Here is a 16,683-nt window from a genome sequence, read left to right on the forward strand (position 1 = left end):
GGGGCCCATCGCACGGACCGGCGGCCACGGCGAACGGCAGGCGTGCCGCCGCGGGCCCATCGCACCGACCGGCGGCCACGGCGAACGGCAGGCGTGCCGCCGCGGGCCCATCGCACCGACCGGCGGCCACGGCGAACGGCAGGCGTGGGGCCGCGGGCCGTCCGCGCTCGGCGATGGCGCCCGCCTTCTCCGGACGGCGTGGGGTGCGGGCGTCGTGAGGGTGTGGCTACTCGCCCGGCCAGTGCGGGGGGCGCTTTTCGTTGAAGGCTGCCACTCCCTCCGCGCGGTCCGCGGAGAAGGCGACCGAGCGCCAGGCCGCGTCCTCGACCTCCAGGCCGGCCCGCAGGTCGAGGCCGTGTCCGAGTCGCAGGGCGCGCTTGGCGGCGCGCAGTCCGACCGGCGAGTTCGCCGCCATCCGGGAGGCCAGCTCAAGGGCCTCCTCGCGGTCCCGGCCCTCGTCCACCAGGTGGTCCACGAGGCCCAGCCCGGCCGCCTCCGGCGCCTCCAGCCGACGCGCCGTGAAGATCAGCTCGGCCGCCCGCGCGGCGCCCACCCGCCGGGGCAGCAGCTGCGTACCGCCGCCGCCGGGGATCACCCCCACCGAGACCTCGGGCAGCCCCACCACGGCCGTACGGTCGGCCACGATCACGTCGCAGGACAGGGCCAGCTCGAAGCCGCCGCCGAGCGCGAACCCGTGCACCGCGGCGATCGTCGGCATCGGCAGCTCCAGTACGCCGGTGTACGCCGCGCGCGCGACCGGGCGCTGGCGCACCAGGTCGGCGTCGCTGAAGGAGTTGCGCTCCTTCAGGTCGGCCCCGACGCAGAACGCCCGCTCGTGCGAGGACGTCAGGGCGACCACGCGCGCGTCCGGGTCGGCGGCGAGCGCCGCGCACGCCCCGGCGATCGACCGGGCCATGTCCGTGGACACGGCGTTCATCGCCTTGGGCCGGTCCAGGACGAGCTCCGCGACGTAGTCGTGCCGCCGCACCAGCACGAACTCGCCGAACCGCTCCTCACTCATGACACCCTCCTGGTTAACGCGGGTTAACAAGACACCAGCCCCGATCATCGCAGCAGGGCCCGCACCGGGGAAAGGGCGGACGGAGCACAGGCGCGGTCCCGTTGTCGAGACCCGGCACCCCGTTCGAGTGACATCCCCGGCGAACCCACACCGAATCCCTATGAGAGCGCATAACGTGCGTCCGCCATGGCGCATCGGGGGGCGCGAGCGCATCGGGGAGGACGGCGATGACGACGCACACAGCCACAGTCCGGCAAGACGGCGACAAGCACGACGGCAACAAGAACGACACCGGCGATCATGCCGACAGCACAGACATAGGCGCCGACGCCACGGCGGAGGTGACCGCCGGCGCATGGACGCGGCCCCGGGGCCCCCGTGCCCGCGGACGGCACCGCAGGCGCCGGCCTCGCAAGGCGTTGCTGGCCGCCGGAGGGCTCGCGGTGGCCGCCGGTGTGCTGAGCCTCGTACGGCTGACGCCCGAATCCGGGCCGGGCGGCCTGCGCGCCGCGGAGGCCGAACCCCACGCGACCTCGGGCCACGGCTCGGGCCGCTCCGCCGGAACCCCCGCCGGCGCCTCCGCCACGACCGGGGCCGGTCCGGCGACCGCGCGCTCGACGACCGTCACCCTGGACGGGGTGAGCGCCGCACCGGTCCAGGACGGAAGCGCCGTACCGATGGCGTCCCCGTCCGCGGCGGCGGCCACCGCGGAGCCCTCGGCGCTCCAGCAGGCCACGACCGTTCCCACGGCGCTCCCCGAGGACACGGACCCGCCGGAGCGCCCGGAGCCCACCGAGGCGCCACGGCCCTCCACCGGCACGGCCCCGGCTCCGCGCCCCACACCGGCCCCGAGCCGGAGCACGCAGCCCCCGGCGCCGCCCTCCGGCGGGGGCGGCCTGTGCCTGCCGATCATCGGGCTGTGCGTCGGCGTCGAGGCCGGCCCCGGCCGCTGATCCGGGCCGCGACCGCCGGTTACGGGGTCCCGTCGCTCCGCCGGGTGAGCAGCCAGGGCTCGACCACGCCCAGGCCGCGCACCGGGCGCTGCCACATCGGCTGAAGGGCGAACCGGTACACCGGCGGCTCCTCACCCTCCTTCTCCGCGGCCGCCGCGGCCTCGGCCGCCTCCGCCTCGGACGCCGGGGCGTCCCCGGTGCGGATCAGCTCCTCGGCGAAGGCGCTGTCCACCAGGACGGCGTCACGCGGAGCTATCGAGGTGAGCCGGGAGGCGAGGTTGACGGTGGTGCCGAACACATCGCCCATACGAGTGGTCACCGTGCCGAACGCCATGCCCACCCGCAGCTCCGGCATCGTCTCGTCGTGGGCCATCGTCTCGACCAGCCGCAGCGCGATGTCCGCCGCCGTGCCGGCGTCGTCGGCGGCGTACAGCACCTCGTCGCCGAGCGTCTTGATGAGCCGGCCGCCGCGCGCGGCCACGAGGTCGGCCGAGGTCGTCTCGAACGCCTCGACCAGCTCGCCGAGCTCCTCCTCCTCCATGCGGCGGGTCAGCCGGGTGAAGCCGACGAGGTCCGCGAAGCCCACGGCCAGCCGCCGGTCGACCATCTCCTCGTCGTCGGCGGCCTGCACGACCCGGCCGGCCGAGGCGGCGAGCTGGCGGCGCCAGACGTAGACCAGGAACTCCTCCAGCTCGGGCAGCAGCAGCTCGACGATCGGGTACGTGACCTCGGTGCGGGTCATGCCGGGCTCGGGCGGCTCGGTGAGGCCCTCCAGGAAGGAGTCCATCTGCCATTCGGCCAGACGGGCGGTGGTCTGCCCGGTGGACCGGGCCACCTGCACCGCCATGGCCTCGCTGAGCAGCCCCGCCTCGACCAGACCGGCGAGCCGCCGCAGGGCCAGTACGTCGGCCTCCGTGAGCGCCTTGGCCTGCCCTATGTCGGCGAAGCCCATGGCCCGCCAGAAGCGGGAGGCCAGCTCCATGGAGACGCCGGCGCTGCGGGCCGCCTGGAACGGGGTGTAGCGCCGCTCCGCGCCCAGGATGAGCTGTTCGAGACGCAGCGCGAGAGGGTGTCCGCCGGATTCGGCGGCGTCGGAGTCCCCCTGCTCGAGCGAGGACGGGAATGGCGGAGGCTCCTCCCGGCCGTCCGCGTCCGCGCCGGAGCCCGTGTCGTCGACGGTCACGCCTGCTGCCCTTCCGATCTGCCACGGTCAGGTATCGACCGGCCTCAACTCTACGGCAGGTGTGCGCCAGCTCACTCCGTCAGGTCGCGCCGAGGGGGAGCCGGCCGGCACCGATTCACGCGGGGCGCAGATGCACGATGTCGCCCGCGCCGACCGGCTCCTGCACCCCTGCCTCCGTGGCGATGACCAGCCGGCCGTCGCCGTCCACCGCGACCGCCTCCCCCACCACGGACCGGTCGCCCGGCAGTTCCGCCCGGACCACTCGCCCGAGCGTCGCACAGCCCGCCGCGTACGTCTCCTGGAGACCGCTCGCGGCCGGATCGCCTCCCGCCGCCCGCCATCGGCCGTACCAGTCCTCCAGGGAGCGCAGGACCGCCCGCAGCAGCGGGTCGCGGTCGGTGCTCACCGCTCCGGCGAGGGCGAGGGAGCCGGCCCGCGGGACGGGGAGTTCCTCCTGCCGCAGCGTGACGTTGACGCCGACGCCGATGACCACGCCGTCCTTGCCGGCCCGCTCGGCCAGGATGCCGCCCGCCTTGCGTTCCTCATCGCCGACGGTCACCAGCAGGTCGTTCGGCCACTTCAGCGCCGTATCGACCCCGGCGGCCCGGGACAGGCCCGTGGCCACCGCGACCCCGGTGAGCAGCGGCAGCCAGCCCCAGCGGGCCACCGGCACCTCGCTGGGCCGCAGCAGCACCGAGAAGAACAGCCCGGAGCGGGGCGGGGCCGTCCACCGGCGGTCCAGACGGCCCCGGGCGGAGGTCTGCTCCTCGGCGACCAGGACGGCACCCTCGTCCGCCTTCCCGGCGGCGGCGCGGGCCACCAGGTCCGTGTTCGTGGAGCCCGTGCTCTGCACCACGTCCACCTCGGACCACAGCCCGTCCGCCCGTACCAGCCCGCGCCGCAGGGCCCCGGCGTTCAGGGGCGGGCGGTCCAGGTCGGACCAGCGGCTGCCGTGCGGCGAGTTGTCGGGGTTGTCGTCTGCTGCATCTCGGGGCGTCATGCAAGCCACCCTAGGTGTGGGGAACGCCGCACTGCCGAACGGCGGACCCCCTACTACGCTACGGATGAGTAACCGTCCCCCCTTGTGAGCAGGCAGGGAGCCGCGATCCCGATGTCCGAGCCGGAAGAGCGCCAAGAGATCGACATTCACACGACCGCGGGCAAGATCGCGGATCTTCAGCGCCGCGTCCTGGCGGCGACGCACGCCGGCTCCGAGCGCGCCGTGGAGAAGCAGCACGCGAAGGGGAAGCTGACGGCTCGCGAGCGGATCGAACTGCTGCTCGACGAGGGCTCGTTCGTCGAGCTGGACGAGTTCGCCCGCCACCGCTCCACCAACTTCGGCCTGGAGCAGAACCGGCCGTACGGGGACGGCGTCGTCACCGGCTACGGCATGGTCGACGGCCGCCCGGTCGCGGTGTTCTCGCAGGACTTCACCGTCTTCGGAGGAGCCCTGGGCGAGGTCTACGGGCAGAAGATCGTCAAGGTGATGGACTTCGCCCTGAAGACCGGCTGCCCGGTCATCGGGATCAACGACTCGGGCGGCGCCCGGATCCAGGAGGGGGTCGCCTCCCTCGGCGCGTACGGGGAGATCTTCCGCCGCAACACCCACGCGTCCGGGGTGATCCCGCAGATCAGCCTGGTCGTCGGACCGTGTGCGGGTGGCGCGGTCTACTCGCCGGCGATCACCGACTTCACGATCATGGTCGACCAGACCTCGCACATGTTCATCACCGGCCCCGACGTCATCAAGACGGTCACCGGCGAGGACGTCGGCTTCGAGGAGCTGGGCGGCGCCCGCACCCACAACACCGCCTCCGGCGTGGCCCACCACATGGCCGGGGACGAGAAGGACGCGATCGAGTACGTCAAGCAGCTGCTGTCGTACCTGCCGTCGAACAACCTCTCCGAGGCGCCGGTCTTCCCCGAGGAGGCCGACCTGGCGGTCAGCGACGAGGACCTGGAGCTGGACTCGCTCGTCCCGGACAGCGCGAACCAGCCGTACGACATGCACACGGTGATCGAGCACGTGCTGGACGACGCCGAGTTCTTCGAGACCCAGCCGCTGTTCGCGCCGAACATCCTCACCGGGTTCGGGCGGGTGGAGGGCCACCCGGTAGGCATCGTCGCCAACCAGCCGATGCAGTTCGCCGGCTGCCTGGACATCGACGCCTCCGAGAAGGCCGCCCGCTTCGTACGGACCTGCGACGCCTTCAACGTGCCCGTGCTCACCTTCGTCGACGTGCCCGGCTTCCTCCCCGGCGTCGACCAGGAGCACACCGGCATCATCCGCCGCGGAGCCAAGCTGATCTTCGCCTACGCCGAGGCGACCGTCCCGCTGATCACCGTGATCACCCGCAAGGCCTTCGGCGGCGCCTACGACGTCATGGGCTCCAAGCACCTGGGCGCCGACCTCAACCTGGCCTGGCCGACCGCCCAGATCGCCGTCATGGGCGCCCAGGGCGCGGTCAACATCCTGCACCGCCGCACGATCGCGGAGGCCGAGGCCGAGGGCGACGCCGAGGCGACCCGCGCCCGGCTGATCCAGGAGTACGAGGACGCCCTCCTCAACCCCTATGTCGCGGCCGAGCGCGGCTACGTCGACGCGGTGATCAAGCCCTCCGACACCCGCTCGCACCTCGTGCGCGGTCTGCGTCAGCTGCGCACCAAGCGGGAATCCCTGCCTCCGAAGAAGCACGGCAACATCCCCCTGTAAGGAGCCGTTGTGATCAAGGTCGTACGAGGCAATCCGACCCCGGAGGAGCTCGCCGCCGCCCTGGCGGTGGTCCGGGCCCGCGCCGCGGCGGCAGCCACCACGCCGTCCGGCGCGCCGGCCCCCCGAGACTCCTGGTCCGACCCGTCCCGCATCGCCGCCCGGCACGTCCCTCTTCCGAGCCCGACGGCCTGGTCGCGCACGTACTGGCCCGGCTGATCGCCCGCCGCCGGCCGCCCAGGGGCGCGCTTCGCCCACCCGCCCGCCCGACTCGGTGGGGCTCAGGCGACCGTCCCTGGGGCCCCGCCCCACCGCCCCACACCCCGGCGGGGCTCCGCCCCTGCACCCCTCTGCCGGGGCTGCGCCCCGGGCGCTTGACCCACCCGCCCGCCCGACCCAGTAGGGCTCAAGCGACCGTCCCTGGGGCCCCGCCCCACACCCCGGCGGGGCTCCGCCCCGGGTACTTGGCCCACCCCGCCCGCGCAACCCAGTAGGGCTCAAGCGACCGTTCCTTGGGGCTCCGCCCCACACCCCCGGCAGGGCTCCGCCCCTGCACCCCACCGAGGCTCCGCCCCAGTACCTGACCCACCCCGCCCGCCCAACTCCGTAGGGCTCAAGTAACCACCTCCTGGGGCCCCGCCCCTGCGCCCCTGCGTCCCGGCTGGGCTCCGCCCCAGACCTCTGGGGGCTCCGCCCCTGCGTCTCGGCTGGGCTGTGCCCCCTGCCCCAGCGGGGGCCTTCCGCGCCTCCCTGTGTGCCCGGGCACGGATCCGCTCCTGGGTCCCGGGGCCTGGCCGTGTCCCACCCTCCGGCCGCTGTGCCACTCAGGAGGGCACGCAGCCGCCGTGCCACGGCCGTGGGGCCGATGTCTGTGTGGCCGCGTCGGGGCGGTGGCCTGGGGGCGGGCCTGCGGCCGGCAGGAGGGGTTCAGTCCTTGAGGCGGCGCCCCGGGCCCGCCCGAGTGAGCGCCCGGTGAGGGGCAAGTTGAGTACGCGTACTCAGGCGCCCGGCGTGGTCGCGGTCGCACGATCGGAGGATGCTGTGGTCCGATCCCGAGAACGAGCCGCCGGAGGAACTGCGTGACACGCAGAACATGTTGCGGCGGCTGGGCGTTCTCATGGCACTGGCCATGGTGCTGGCGATGTTCGTGATCGGCGTGAGGTGAGCCGGAAGTGCCGCCGCCGATACGCTGACCGTATGACAGACCAGCCGCGCCGCCGACTCGTGCTCGCCTCCCAGTCCCCCGCCCGGCTCGGGCTGCTCCGGCAGGCCGGGCTCGACCCGGAGGTCATCGTCAGCGGCGTCGACGAGGACGCGGTCACCGCGCCCACCCCCGCCGAACTGGCACTCGCGCTCGCCGAGGCGAAGGCCTCCGTGGTGGCGGCCCGGCCGGAGGTCCGGGGCGCACTGGTGATCGGCTGCGACTCGGTGCTCGACCTGGACGGCCACGCCCTGGGCAAGCCCGCCGACGCCGAGGAGGCCACCACCCGCTGGAAGGCGATGCGCGGCCGGGCCGGCACCCTCCAGACCGGGCACTGCGTCTGGGACACGGAGAGCGGGCGGCACGCCTCGGCCACCGCCTCCACCGTGGTCCGCTTCGGCGAGCCGTCGGACGAGGAGATCGCCGCGTACGTCGCGTCGGGCGAGCCGCTGTACGTGGCCGGCGCCTTCACCCTGGACGGCCGCTCGGCGCCGTTCATCGACGGCATCGACGGTGACCACGGCAACGTCATCGGCATCAGCCTGCCCCTGATCCGCCGCCTGCTGGCCGAACTCGGCGTGGGCATCACCGAGTTGTGGGCGCCGGCCCAGGACTGATCAGAGAGTGCGGGCCTCGGCCGGAGGAGGGAGAGGCCTGGGCGCCTCGCCCCCGTGACCCGTCTCGCCCCCGTGACCCGTCTCGCCCGCAGGCCCGGGAGTCTTCTCGGCCCCGGGGCCGCCCGCGTCCCGGGGGCCGCCCGGCACCTCACCGGCCGGTCCCTCCTCGCGGTCGTACGTCATCAGCAGCAGCACGATGAGCCCGAGCACCAGCACCATGAACAGGAACGCCCGCCAGCCCACCAGCCCCCAGGCGAACGCGCCCAGCAGCCCGTGCACCACGGCCGCGCTGATCAGCAGGACGCGTCCGAGGCCGGCCGGGCGGCGACCGCGTACCGCCACGAGCAGGGCGACCAGCCCGCACAGGGCGAAGTAGAGGCCGAAGACCAGACCGCCGGCCTTCGACGAGTTCGCCATCACGTTCGGATCCAGGCCGGCCAGGGACATCCGCTGCTGGTGCACGACCTCGCCGAGGAACCAGTTCAGCGCCACCACGCCCAACGCCTCGGCGAAGAGCACGACCGCCACCACCCACGCCACCGGTCTGCGCACCACCGGTCCCACCCACTTCCGACTGCCGCTCCGTCCGGAGCCCTGTTACCGCGAGTACCGCCGAGACATCGTGAACGCTACTAACGGGTAAACCGGGGGACAAGGGTTCTGCCACCGGCAAAGAATCGTTGGGCCATTCGTAGGGACTCCACAAAGAAACGAAGTGCGTCGCAGCACGCCCTCACAGAGACCTTGACCACATGGGAGGGCTAGGGTTTTCCGGAGGAGTCCTGCGTACAGCGATGCGACAAGGGATTTCGCAGGTCGAGCGCGCCTCGAATCACGCTCCGTGTGGGCAAGCTCACCATCGGGGACGGGTCGAAGTGCCGTGTCGGCAGTCCCTAAACTCGGCTTGTTTCAAGGAGGGAGCCTCAATCGTGCGCAAGGTGCTCATCGCCAACCGTGGCGAAATCGCTGTCCGCGTTGCCCGGGCCTGCCGGGACGCCGGTATCGCGAGCGTGGCCGTCTACGCCGACCCGGACCGGGACGCTCTGCATGTCCGCGCCGCGGATGAGGCGTTCGCCCTGGGCGGTGACACCCCGGCCACCAGCTACCTGGACATCGACAAGGTACTGAAGGCCGCGAAGGAGTCCGGCGCGGACGCGATCCACCCCGGGTACGGCTTCCTCTCGGAGAACGCCGACTTCGCCCAGGCCGTGCTGGACGCGGACCTGGTCTGGATCGGCCCGCCGCCGCAGGCCATCCGCGACCTGGGCGACAAGGTCGCGGCCCGGCACATCGCCCAGCGCGCCGGCGCGCCGCTGGTGGCCGGCACCCCCGACCCGGTCTCCGGTGCCGAGGAGGTCGTGGCCTTCGCCGAGGAGCACGGCCTGCCGATCGCCATCAAGGCCGCCTTCGGCGGCGGCGGGCGCGGCCTGAAGGTCGCCCGCACCCTGGACGAGGTCCCCGAGCTGTACGAGTCCGCGGTGCGCGAGGCGGTGGCCGCCTTCGGCCGCGGCGAGTGCTTCGTCGAGCGCTACCTGGACCGGCCGCGGCACGTGGAGACCCAGTGCCTGGCCGACCAGCACGGCAACGTGGTCGTCGTCTCCACCCGTGACTGCTCCCTCCAGCGCCGCCACCAGAAGCTGGTCGAGGAGGCCCCGGCGCCGTTCCTGTCCGACGAGCAGGTCGCCGAGCTGTACCGCGCCTCGAAGGCGATCCTGTCGGAGGCCGGCTACGTCGGCGCCGGCACCTGCGAGTTCCTGGTCGGCCAGGACGGCACGATCTCCTTCCTGGAGGTCAACACCCGCCTCCAGGTCGAGCACCCGGTCACCGAAGAGGTCGCCGGCATCGACCTGGTCCGCGAGATGTTCCGCATCGCCGACGGCGAGGAACTCGGCTACGACGACCCGCCGCTGCGCGGCCACTCCTTCGAGTTCCGCATCAACGGCGAGGACCCGGGCCGAGGCTTCCTGCCCGCCCCCGGCACCGTGACGAACTTCGCCCCGCCGTCCGGCCCCGGCGTCCGCCTGGACGCGGGCGTCGAGTCCGGCAGTGTCATCGGCCCGGCCTGGGACTCCCTGCTGGCCAAGCTGATCGTGACCGGCCGCACCCGCAAGGAGGCCCTCCAGCGGGCCGCCCGTGCCCTGGAGGAGTTCCAGGTCGAGGGCATGGCCACCGCGATCCCCTTCCACCGCGCGGTGGTCACCGACCCGGCGTTCGCCCCCGAACTGACCGGCTCCGCCGACCCGTTCACGGTCCACACCCGCTGGATCGAGACCGAGTTCGTCAACGAGATCAAGCCCTTCACCGCCACCGCCGACGGCGCGGAGGGGGACGAGGAGAGGGGCCGCGAGACCGTCGTCGTCGAGGTCGGCGGCAAGCGCCTGGAGGTCTCCCTGCCCACCTCGCTGGGCATGTCCCTGGCCCGCACCGGCCTCGCCGCGGGCGCCAAGCCCAAGCGCCGCGCCGCGAAGAAGTCCGGCCCCGTCGCCTCCGGCGACACCCTCGCCTCCCCGATGCAGGGCACCATCGTCAAGGTCGCCGTCGAGGAGGGCCAGGAGGTCAAGGAGGGTGACCTCGTCGTCGTCCTGGAGGCCATGAAGATGGAGCAGCCTCTCAACGCCCACCGGAGCGGCACCATCAAGGGCCTGTCGGCCGACGTCGGCGCCTCCATCACCTCCGGCGCCGTCATCTGCGAGATCAAGGACTGATCCCCCGGAGCACCCGCACCCACAGGCGCCCGGCGAGCCGCGAGAGCGGCCCGTCGGGCGCCGTGCTTTCCGCAGGGCAGTCCGAAGCCCTTCCCGAGGACGGCCGGAAGGTCCTTCCCGAGGACGAGCGGAAGCTCTTCCCGAGGGCGGTCCGAAAGTCCCGAGGGCGGCCCGAAGGCCCTCATCGCCTCCGGAGGTCCGCCACCCGCGCGGCCGGGCGTTCCGTGCCGTTCGGCTGTTCTCCGCCCAGGGACGCCGGGCGGAGGTTCGCGCTCGGCGGCTGGGTGCGGCGGGGGCCCGGGAGCGGGACCTCACGGCGACGGTCGCGGGGCGGGGCCTGGTCCGCGACCGGGTTTCCCGTCGCGCCGGCCACGGCGATCTGGACGCCCTGGTCGGCGAGGGCCTGGAGCTCGGTGCCCGCGCGGTCGTCGTGGGCCGGGGGCTCGTCCGTCACCAGGCGGGTGATGAGTTCGGTCGGGACGGTCTGGAACATCGTGTCCGTACCGAGCTTGGTGTGGTCGGCGAGGACCACCACCTCCGCGGCGGCCTGCACCAGGGCCCGGTCGACGGACGCCGACAGCATGTTGGAGGTGGACAGGCCCCGTTCGGCCGTCAGCCCGCTCCCCGACAGGAAGGCCTTGGACACCCGCAGCCCGTGCAGCGACTGCTCCGCCCCCGACCCGACGAGCGCGTAGTTGGAGCCGCGCAGCGTGCCGCCGGTCATCACGACCTCCACGCGGTTGGCATGGGCCAACGCCTGGGCGACCAGCAGGGAGTTGGTGACGACGGTCAGGCCGGGCACCCGGGCGAGCCGGCGGGCGAGCTCCTGAGTGGTGGTACCCGCGCCCACGACGATCGCCTCGCCCTCTTCGACGAGGCTCGCGGCGAGGTCGGCGATGGCCGTCTTCTCCGCGGTCGCGAGATGCGACTTCTGCGGGAAGCCGGACTCCCGGGTGAACCCACCCGGGAGTACCGCACCGCCGTGCCGGCGGTCGAGGAGTCCTTCGGCCTCCAGCGCCCGCACGTCCCGCCGTACGGTCACTTCGGAGGTCTGGACGACGCGGGCGAGTTCACGGAGCGACACGGCACCGTTCGCTCGCACCATTTCGAGGATCAATTGGCGACGTTCAGCAGCGAACACGAAACTGACAGTAACCCCAGCGACCGTCTGCTTTCAGCAGTTTGCGCCGAATAGCAGAAGTTGTTCGCAGGGCAGGGTGCGAAGTGGTATAGGGCCTGGTCCCCCTGCCCGTGCCACCGGCATGGTCCGCAACTCCCCGTGACCGGCGGGGAGTCGGCCCGGACGCCGGACCCGCCTACGCCTCGGCCGTCGCCTTGCGCGTGTGCAACTGCCGTGCCACCTCCGCGATCGACCCCGACAGCGAGGGGTACACGGTGAAGGCGTTCGCGATCTGTTCAACCGTCAGGTTGTTGTCGACGGCGATCGAGATGGGGTGGATCAGTTCCGAGGCGCGCGGGGCCACGACCACGCCGCCGACCACGATCCCCGTGCCCGGACGGCAGAAGATCTTGACGAAGCCGTCCCGGATGCCCTGCATCTTGGCGCGCGGGTTGCGCAGCAGCGGCAGCTTCACGCAGCGGGCGTCGATCTTGCCGGCGTCCACGTCGGCCTGGGTGTAGCCGACGGTGGCGATCTCGGGGTCGGTGAAGACGTTGGAGGAGACCGTCTTCAGGTTCAGCGGGGCCACCGCGTCGCCGAGGAAGTGGTACATCGCGATACGTCCCTGCATCGCCGCCACCGACGCCAGCGCGAAGACTCCGGTCACGTCACCGGCCGCGTACACGCCCGGAGCCGTCGTCCTCGACACCTTGTCGGTCCAGATGTGACCGGACTCGCGCAGTTTGACGCCGGCCTCCTCCAGGCCGAGCCCGGCGCTGTTGGGGATGGCGCCGACGGCCATCAGGCAGTGGCTGCCCGTGATGACCCGGCCGTCCGCCAGCGTCACCTCCACACGGTCCCCGACCCGCTTGGCCGCGGCGGCCCGCGAGCGCGCCATGACGTTCATGCCGCGGCGGCGGAAGACGTCCTCCAGGACCGCGGCCGCGTCCGGGTCCTCACCCGGCAGCACGCGGTCGCGGGAGGACACCAGCGTGACCTTCGAGCCGAGTGCCTGGTAGGCGCCGGCGAACTCGGCACCGGTGACGCCCGAGCCGACCACGATGAGTTCCTCGGGGAGCTCGGTGAGGTCGTAGACCTGGGTCCAGTTGAGGATCCGCTCGCCGTCCGGCTGGGCGTCGGGCAGCTCGCGCGGGTGGCCGCCGGTCGCGATCAGCACGGCGTCCGCGGTGAGCCTCTCCTCGCTCCCGTCGGCCGCCCTGACGACGACCGTGCGCGACCCGTCGAGCGCCTGCATGCCCTCCAGCCGGCCGTGCCCGCGCACGACCCGGGCGCCGGCCCGCGTCACGGAGGCGGTGATGTCGTGGGACTGGGCGAGCGCCAGCCGCTTCACCCGGCGGTTGACCTTCCCCAGGTCGACGCCCACCACCCTCCCGGCCTGGTCCGGGAGATCCCGGGCGGGGCCGCCGTCGGAGGAGGTGTCGGCGACGATGATCCCCAGTTCCTCGTACGAGGAGTCGAAGGTGGTCATCACCTCGGCCGTAGCGATAAGGGTCTTCGACGGCACGCAGTCGGTCAGCACCGACGCTCCGCCCAGACCGTCGCAGTCGACGACGGTCACCTCCGCGCCGAGCTGCGCCGCCACCAGCGCCGCTTCGTAGCCGCCGGGTCCACCACCGATGATCACGATCCGAGTCACGTACTCCATTGTCCCGCACCGTTCAAGGTGCTACGGCCCCGGGGGCGTCGGCGCGGTGCTCTCCCGTTGCGCCTGGGACCCGTGAGGCGGGTGCGCGGCTGCCGTACGCTCGACGCATGTCGCTCTATGCCGCATACGCCGGCAATCTCGACGCGGGGCTGATGTCCAGCCGCGCCCCGCACTCGCCGTTGCGTGCCACGGGCTGGCTGAACGGCTGGCGGCTGACCTTCGGCGGCGAGCAGGTGGGCTGGGAGGGCGCGCTGGCGACCCTGGTCGAGGATCCGATCTCCCAGGTCTTCGTGGCTCTGTACGACATCGCCCCGATGGACGAGGACGTCCTCGACCGCTGGGTGGGGGCGGGCATGGACGTCTACCGGCGCGCACGCGTGCGCGTCCACACCCTGGACGGCGAGGAACCGGCCTGGGTCTACGTCCTCAACGCCTACGAGGGCGGTCTTCCCTCCGCCCGCTACCTCGGCGAGATCGCGGACGCGGCGGAGTCGGCGGGGGCACCCCACGACTATGTGATGGAGCTGCGGAAGCGGCCGTGCTGAGCGGCTCGGGGCTTCCGGAGGCCTGAGCGAAAGCCCGGGCGGGCCCCTCCGGCGCCGCCCCTCGCCGGAAACGACAAGACAACGATCGCATTGCCGTGACCACTGACATCTACGCGCGTAGGCGAATACCGGCTACGCTCATCCGCGTGAACGCATCTCTTCTTCCGGACGACATCCAGGGCGATCCGTACGCCGCCGCCGACGCCGCCGCCGCGCGCCTGCGCGAACTCACGGGTGCCGAGTCCCACGACGTCGCCCTCGTGATGGGGTCCGGCTGGGCACCGGCCGTCGACGCCCTCGGGACCCCCGACGCCGAGTTCCAGGTCACCGAGCTGCCCGGATTCCCGCCGCCGGCGGTGGAGGGCCACGGCGGCAAGATCCGCTCGTACGCCATCGGGGACAGACGCGCGCTGGTGTTCCTGGGCCGCACCCACTACTACGAGGGCCGGGGCGTGGCCGCCGTGGCCCACGGTGTGCGCACCGCCGTCTCGGCCGGCTGCAAGACGATCGTGCTCACCAACGGCTGCGGCGGTCTGCGCGAGGGCATGCGCCCCGGCCAGCCGGTGCTGATCAGCGACCACCTCAACCTGACGGCGACCTCGCCGATCGTCGGCGCCAACTTCGTCGACCTCACCGACCTGTACTCGCCGCGCCTGCGCGCCCTGTGCAAGGAGGTCGACCCCACCCTGGAGGAGGGCGTCTACGCCCAGTTCCCCGGCCCGCACTACGAGACGCCGGCGGAGATCCGCATGGCCCGCACCATCGGCGCGGACCTGGTCGGCATGTCCACCGTCCTGGAGGCGATCGCCGCCCGCGAGGCGGGCGCGGAGGTCCTCGGCATCTCCCTGGTGACCAACCTCGCCGCGGGCATGACCGGCGAGCCCCTCAACCACGAGGAGGTCCTCCAGGCGGGCCGCGACAGCGCCGCCCGCATGGGATCCCTGCTGACCCAGGTGCTGGGCCGCCTGTAGACCCCGGCACACCGCGGCACGCCGAACGTCCGGCGGCGCCCTTGAAGGGGGAGCCGCCGGAGCGCGGAAGGCGCCGTGGGGTGCGCCGGCGGCCCCCGCCGCGCACCTCGTCCCCGCCCGGCGCTCTCCGCCCGGCACGGCCCCGGAACTCCGGGCAGTACGCTCGCGCGCGGCGGCCGGACGCGCCCGACGGCCCCGCCCCCCAACGCATCCCAGGCGCCCCGGCACCCACCCGCCGGAGGCAGACGGCCCAGGCCGACAAACTCACGAGAGGCTGACCCCAACGTGCACGACGACCTCATCGCACGGGCCAAGGCGTGGCTGGCCGAGGACCCCGACGCCGACACCCGTGACGAACTCGCCCGGCTCCTCGAAGCCCCGACCGCCGAGAACACCGAGGAGCTGACCGCCCGCTTCGTCGGCACGCTCCAGTTCGGCACCGCCGGCCTGCGCGGCGAACTCGGCGCCGGGCCCATGCGCATGAACCGCTCCGTCGTCATCCGCGCCGCCGCGGGCCTCGCCGCGTACCTGAAGAAGAACGGGACCGCCCACGGGGACGAGAACGCCGGCCTCGTCGTCATCGGCTACGACGCCCGCCACAAGTCCGCCGACTTCGCCCGCGACACCGCCGCCGTCATGACGGGCGCCGGACTGCGCGCCGCCGTGCTCCCCCGCCCCCTCCCCACCCCGGTCCTCGCCTTCGCCATCAGGCACCTCGGCGCGGTCGCCGGTGTGGAGGTCACCGCCAGCCACAACCCGCCCCGCGACAACGGCTACAAGGTCTACCTGGGCGACGGCTCCCAGATCGTGCCCCCGGCGGACGCCGGAATCGCCGCCGAGATCGACGCGATCACCACGCTCGCCGCGGTGCCCCGCCCGGACTCCGGCTGGAACATCCTCGACGACTCCGTCCTGGAGGCCTACCTGGCCCGTACGGACGCGGTCCTCGCCCCCGGCTCGCCGCGCACGGCCCGCACCGTCTACACGGCGATGCACGGCGTCGGCAAGGACACCCTCCTCGCCGCGTTCGCCCGGGCCGGCTTCCCGGCCCCGGACCTGGTCGCCGAGCAGGCCGAGCCGGACCCGGACTTCCCGACCGTCGCCTTCCCCAACCCGGAGGAGCCCGGCGCGATGGACCTGGCGTTCGCCCGGGCCCGCGCGACCGGCCCCGACCTGATCATCGCCAACGACCCCGACGCCGACCGCTGCGCGGTGGCCGTCGGGCACGGCACCGACTGGCGCATGCTGCGCGGCGACGAGGTGGGCGCCCTGCTCGCCGCCCACCTGGTCTCCCGCGGCGTGACCGGCACCTTCGCGGAGTCGATCGTCTCCTCCTCCCTCCTCGGACGGATCGCCGGGAAGGCGGGCCTGCCCCACGAGGAGACGCTCACCGGCTTCAAGTGGATCGCCCGTGCGGAGGGTCTGCGCTACGGCTACGAGGAGGCCCTCGGCTACTGCGTCGACCCCGACGGCGTACGCGATAAGGACGGCATCACCGCCGCCCTCCTGATCACCGAATTGGCGTCCCGGCTCAAGGAGGAGGGCCGCACCCTGCTGGACCTCCTGGACGACCTCGCCGTCGAGCACGGCCTGCACGCCACCGACCAGCTCTCGGTCCGCGTCAAGGACCTCTCGCTGATCGCCGACGCGATGCGGCGCCTGCGCGAGCAGCCCCCGACCGCGCTCGCGGGCCTGCCGGTCACCCGTTCCGAGGACCTCACCCGGGGAACGGACCGGCTGCCCCCCACGGACGGCCTGCGCTACACCCTCGACGGCGCCCGCGTCATCGTCCGCCCCAGCGGCACGGAGCCCAAGCTGAAGTGCTACCTGGAGGTCGTGATCCCGGTCGGCACCCACGCCGACCTCCCGGCGGCCCGCGGCAGGGCCGACGCCCTGCTGGCGTCGATCAAGCGGGACCTGTCGGCGGCGGCGGGCATCTGACCCGCAAAACGGAACCGGAACGGAACGGGTGCCCTCACTCGGAGGGCACC

At 73.2% G+C, this 16,683-nt stretch carries 15 protein-coding genes; 9 read left to right on the top strand and 6 right to left on the bottom strand.

Annotation, left to right across the window (positions count from 1 at the left end; translation table 11 throughout):
* Positions 1–226 precede the first annotated feature (226 nt).
* Positions 227–1,021, bottom strand: a complete 795-nt coding sequence (locus tag ACWC91_RS02340) for an enoyl-CoA hydratase/isomerase family protein (RefSeq protein WP_225078910.1) — start codon at positions 1,019–1,021, stop codon at positions 227–229.
* A gap of 227 nt (positions 1,022–1,248) precedes the next feature.
* Between ACWC91_RS02340 and ACWC91_RS02345 the strand changes: the two genes are divergently transcribed.
* A complete protein-coding gene (locus ACWC91_RS02345) occupies positions 1,249–1,974 on the top strand; it encodes a hypothetical protein (protein WP_225079025.1) in 726 nt (241 codons plus the stop codon).
* A gap of 19 nt (positions 1,975–1,993) precedes the next feature.
* Here ACWC91_RS02345 and ACWC91_RS02350 read toward each other — a convergent pair whose 3' ends face one another.
* Positions 1,994–3,157, bottom strand: a complete 1,164-nt coding sequence (locus ACWC91_RS02350; RefSeq protein WP_225078911.1) for an adenylate/guanylate cyclase domain-containing protein — start codon at positions 3,155–3,157, stop codon at positions 1,994–1,996.
* Positions 3,158–3,272: 115 nt separating this feature from the next.
* Positions 3,273–4,157, bottom strand: a complete 885-nt coding sequence (locus ACWC91_RS02355) for a biotin--[acetyl-CoA-carboxylase] ligase (RefSeq protein WP_376503898.1) — start codon at positions 4,155–4,157, stop codon at positions 3,273–3,275.
* Positions 4,158–4,268: 111 nt separating this feature from the next.
* Here ACWC91_RS02355 and ACWC91_RS02360 point away from each other — a divergent pair, with 111 nt between their 5' ends.
* The 4 genes from ACWC91_RS02360 (at position 4,269) to ACWC91_RS02375 (ending at position 7,685) form a co-directional block, all read left to right on the top strand.
* The gene (locus tag ACWC91_RS02360; protein ID WP_376503897.1) at positions 4,269–5,870 is read left to right on the top strand and encodes an acyl-CoA carboxylase subunit beta; all 1,602 of its coding nucleotides are present in this window, start codon (positions 4,269–4,271) and stop codon (positions 5,868–5,870) included.
* Between the two features lie 9 nt (positions 5,871–5,879).
* Positions 5,880–6,086 (top strand): acyl-CoA carboxylase epsilon subunit, encoded by a 207-nt coding sequence (locus tag ACWC91_RS02365; RefSeq protein ID WP_141359019.1) that lies wholly within the window; start codon positions 5,880–5,882, stop codon positions 6,084–6,086.
* An 817-nt stretch (positions 6,087–6,903) separates the two neighbouring features.
* Positions 6,904–7,032: a morphogenic membrane protein MmpB gene (mmpB, locus tag ACWC91_RS02370; protein WP_263638430.1), complete on the top strand. Its 129-nt coding sequence runs from the start codon at positions 6,904–6,906 to the stop codon at positions 7,030–7,032.
* A 32-nt stretch (positions 7,033–7,064) separates the two neighbouring features.
* Positions 7,065–7,685, top strand: coding sequence for a Maf family protein (locus tag ACWC91_RS02375; RefSeq protein WP_450641670.1), 621 nt, complete (start codon positions 7,065–7,067; stop codon positions 7,683–7,685).
* On the opposite strand, the gene ACWC91_RS02380 is transcribed toward ACWC91_RS02375, so the two are convergent.
* A complete protein-coding gene (locus ACWC91_RS02380; RefSeq protein WP_281155132.1) occupies positions 7,686–8,240 on the bottom strand; it encodes a hypothetical protein in 555 nt (184 codons plus the stop codon). It abuts the gene before it with no gap.
* A gap of 374 nt (positions 8,241–8,614) precedes the next feature.
* Here ACWC91_RS02380 and ACWC91_RS02385 point away from each other — a divergent pair, with 374 nt between their 5' ends.
* Positions 8,615–10,390 (top strand): acetyl/propionyl/methylcrotonyl-CoA carboxylase subunit alpha, encoded by a 1,776-nt coding sequence (locus tag ACWC91_RS02385; RefSeq protein WP_450641672.1) that lies wholly within the window; start codon positions 8,615–8,617, stop codon positions 10,388–10,390.
* 181 nt (positions 10,391–10,571) lie between these two features.
* Here the strand turns inward: ACWC91_RS02385 and ACWC91_RS02390 are convergent, their stop codons facing one another.
* Both ACWC91_RS02390 and ACWC91_RS02395 read right to left on the bottom strand, forming a co-directional pair.
* Positions 10,572–11,495: a DeoR/GlpR family DNA-binding transcription regulator gene (locus ACWC91_RS02390; protein WP_374114050.1), complete on the bottom strand. Its 924-nt coding sequence runs from the start codon at positions 11,493–11,495 to the stop codon at positions 10,572–10,574.
* A 211-nt stretch (positions 11,496–11,706) separates the two neighbouring features.
* Positions 11,707–13,176: an NAD(P)H-quinone dehydrogenase gene (locus tag ACWC91_RS02395; protein WP_281155131.1), complete on the bottom strand. Its 1,470-nt coding sequence runs from the start codon at positions 13,174–13,176 to the stop codon at positions 11,707–11,709.
* A 107-nt stretch (positions 13,177–13,283) separates the two neighbouring features.
* Between ACWC91_RS02395 and ACWC91_RS02400 the strand changes: the two genes are divergently transcribed.
* From ACWC91_RS02400 to ACWC91_RS02410, 3 genes are all read left to right on the top strand, one after another.
* Entirely contained in the window at positions 13,284–13,721 is a 438-nt protein-coding gene (locus ACWC91_RS02400; RefSeq protein ID WP_225078919.1) for a gamma-glutamylcyclotransferase, read from the top strand.
* A gap of 146 nt (positions 13,722–13,867) precedes the next feature.
* Entirely contained in the window at positions 13,868–14,692 is an 825-nt protein-coding gene (locus ACWC91_RS02405) for a purine-nucleoside phosphorylase (RefSeq protein WP_225078920.1), read from the top strand.
* 285 nt (positions 14,693–14,977) lie between these two features.
* A complete protein-coding gene (locus tag ACWC91_RS02410; RefSeq protein ID WP_450641675.1) occupies positions 14,978–16,633 on the top strand; it encodes a phospho-sugar mutase in 1,656 nt (551 codons plus the stop codon).
* The last annotated feature ends 50 nt before the right edge of the window (positions 16,634–16,683 follow it).

Source organism: Streptomyces sp. NPDC001204, from assembly GCF_053598035.1.

Coding starts and splice junctions, on each gene's coding strand:
- ACWC91_RS02340 (WP_225078910.1), bottom strand. CDS start 1,021: ATGAGTGAGGAGCGGTTCGGCGAGTTCGTGCTGGTGCGGCGGCACGAC.
- ACWC91_RS02345 (WP_225079025.1), top strand. CDS start 1,249: ATGACGACGCACACAGCCACAGTCCGGCAAGACGGCGACAAGCACGAC.
- ACWC91_RS02355 (WP_376503898.1), bottom strand. CDS start 4,157: ATGACGCCCCGAGATGCAGCAGACGACAACCCCGACAACTCGCCGCAC.
- ACWC91_RS02360 (WP_376503897.1), top strand. CDS start 4,269: ATGTCCGAGCCGGAAGAGCGCCAAGAGATCGACATTCACACGACCGCG.
- mmpB (WP_263638430.1), top strand. CDS start 6,904: ATGCTGTGGTCCGATCCCGAGAACGAGCCGCCGGAGGAACTGCGTGAC.
- ACWC91_RS02375 (WP_450641670.1), top strand. CDS start 7,065: ATGACAGACCAGCCGCGCCGCCGACTCGTGCTCGCCTCCCAGTCCCCC.
- ACWC91_RS02390 (WP_374114050.1), bottom strand. CDS start 11,495: ATGGTGCGAGCGAACGGTGCCGTGTCGCTCCGTGAACTCGCCCGCGTC.
- ACWC91_RS02395 (WP_281155131.1), bottom strand. CDS start 13,176: ATGGAGTACGTGACTCGGATCGTGATCATCGGTGGTGGACCCGGCGGC.
- ACWC91_RS02400 (WP_225078919.1), top strand. CDS start 13,284: ATGTCGCTCTATGCCGCATACGCCGGCAATCTCGACGCGGGGCTGATG.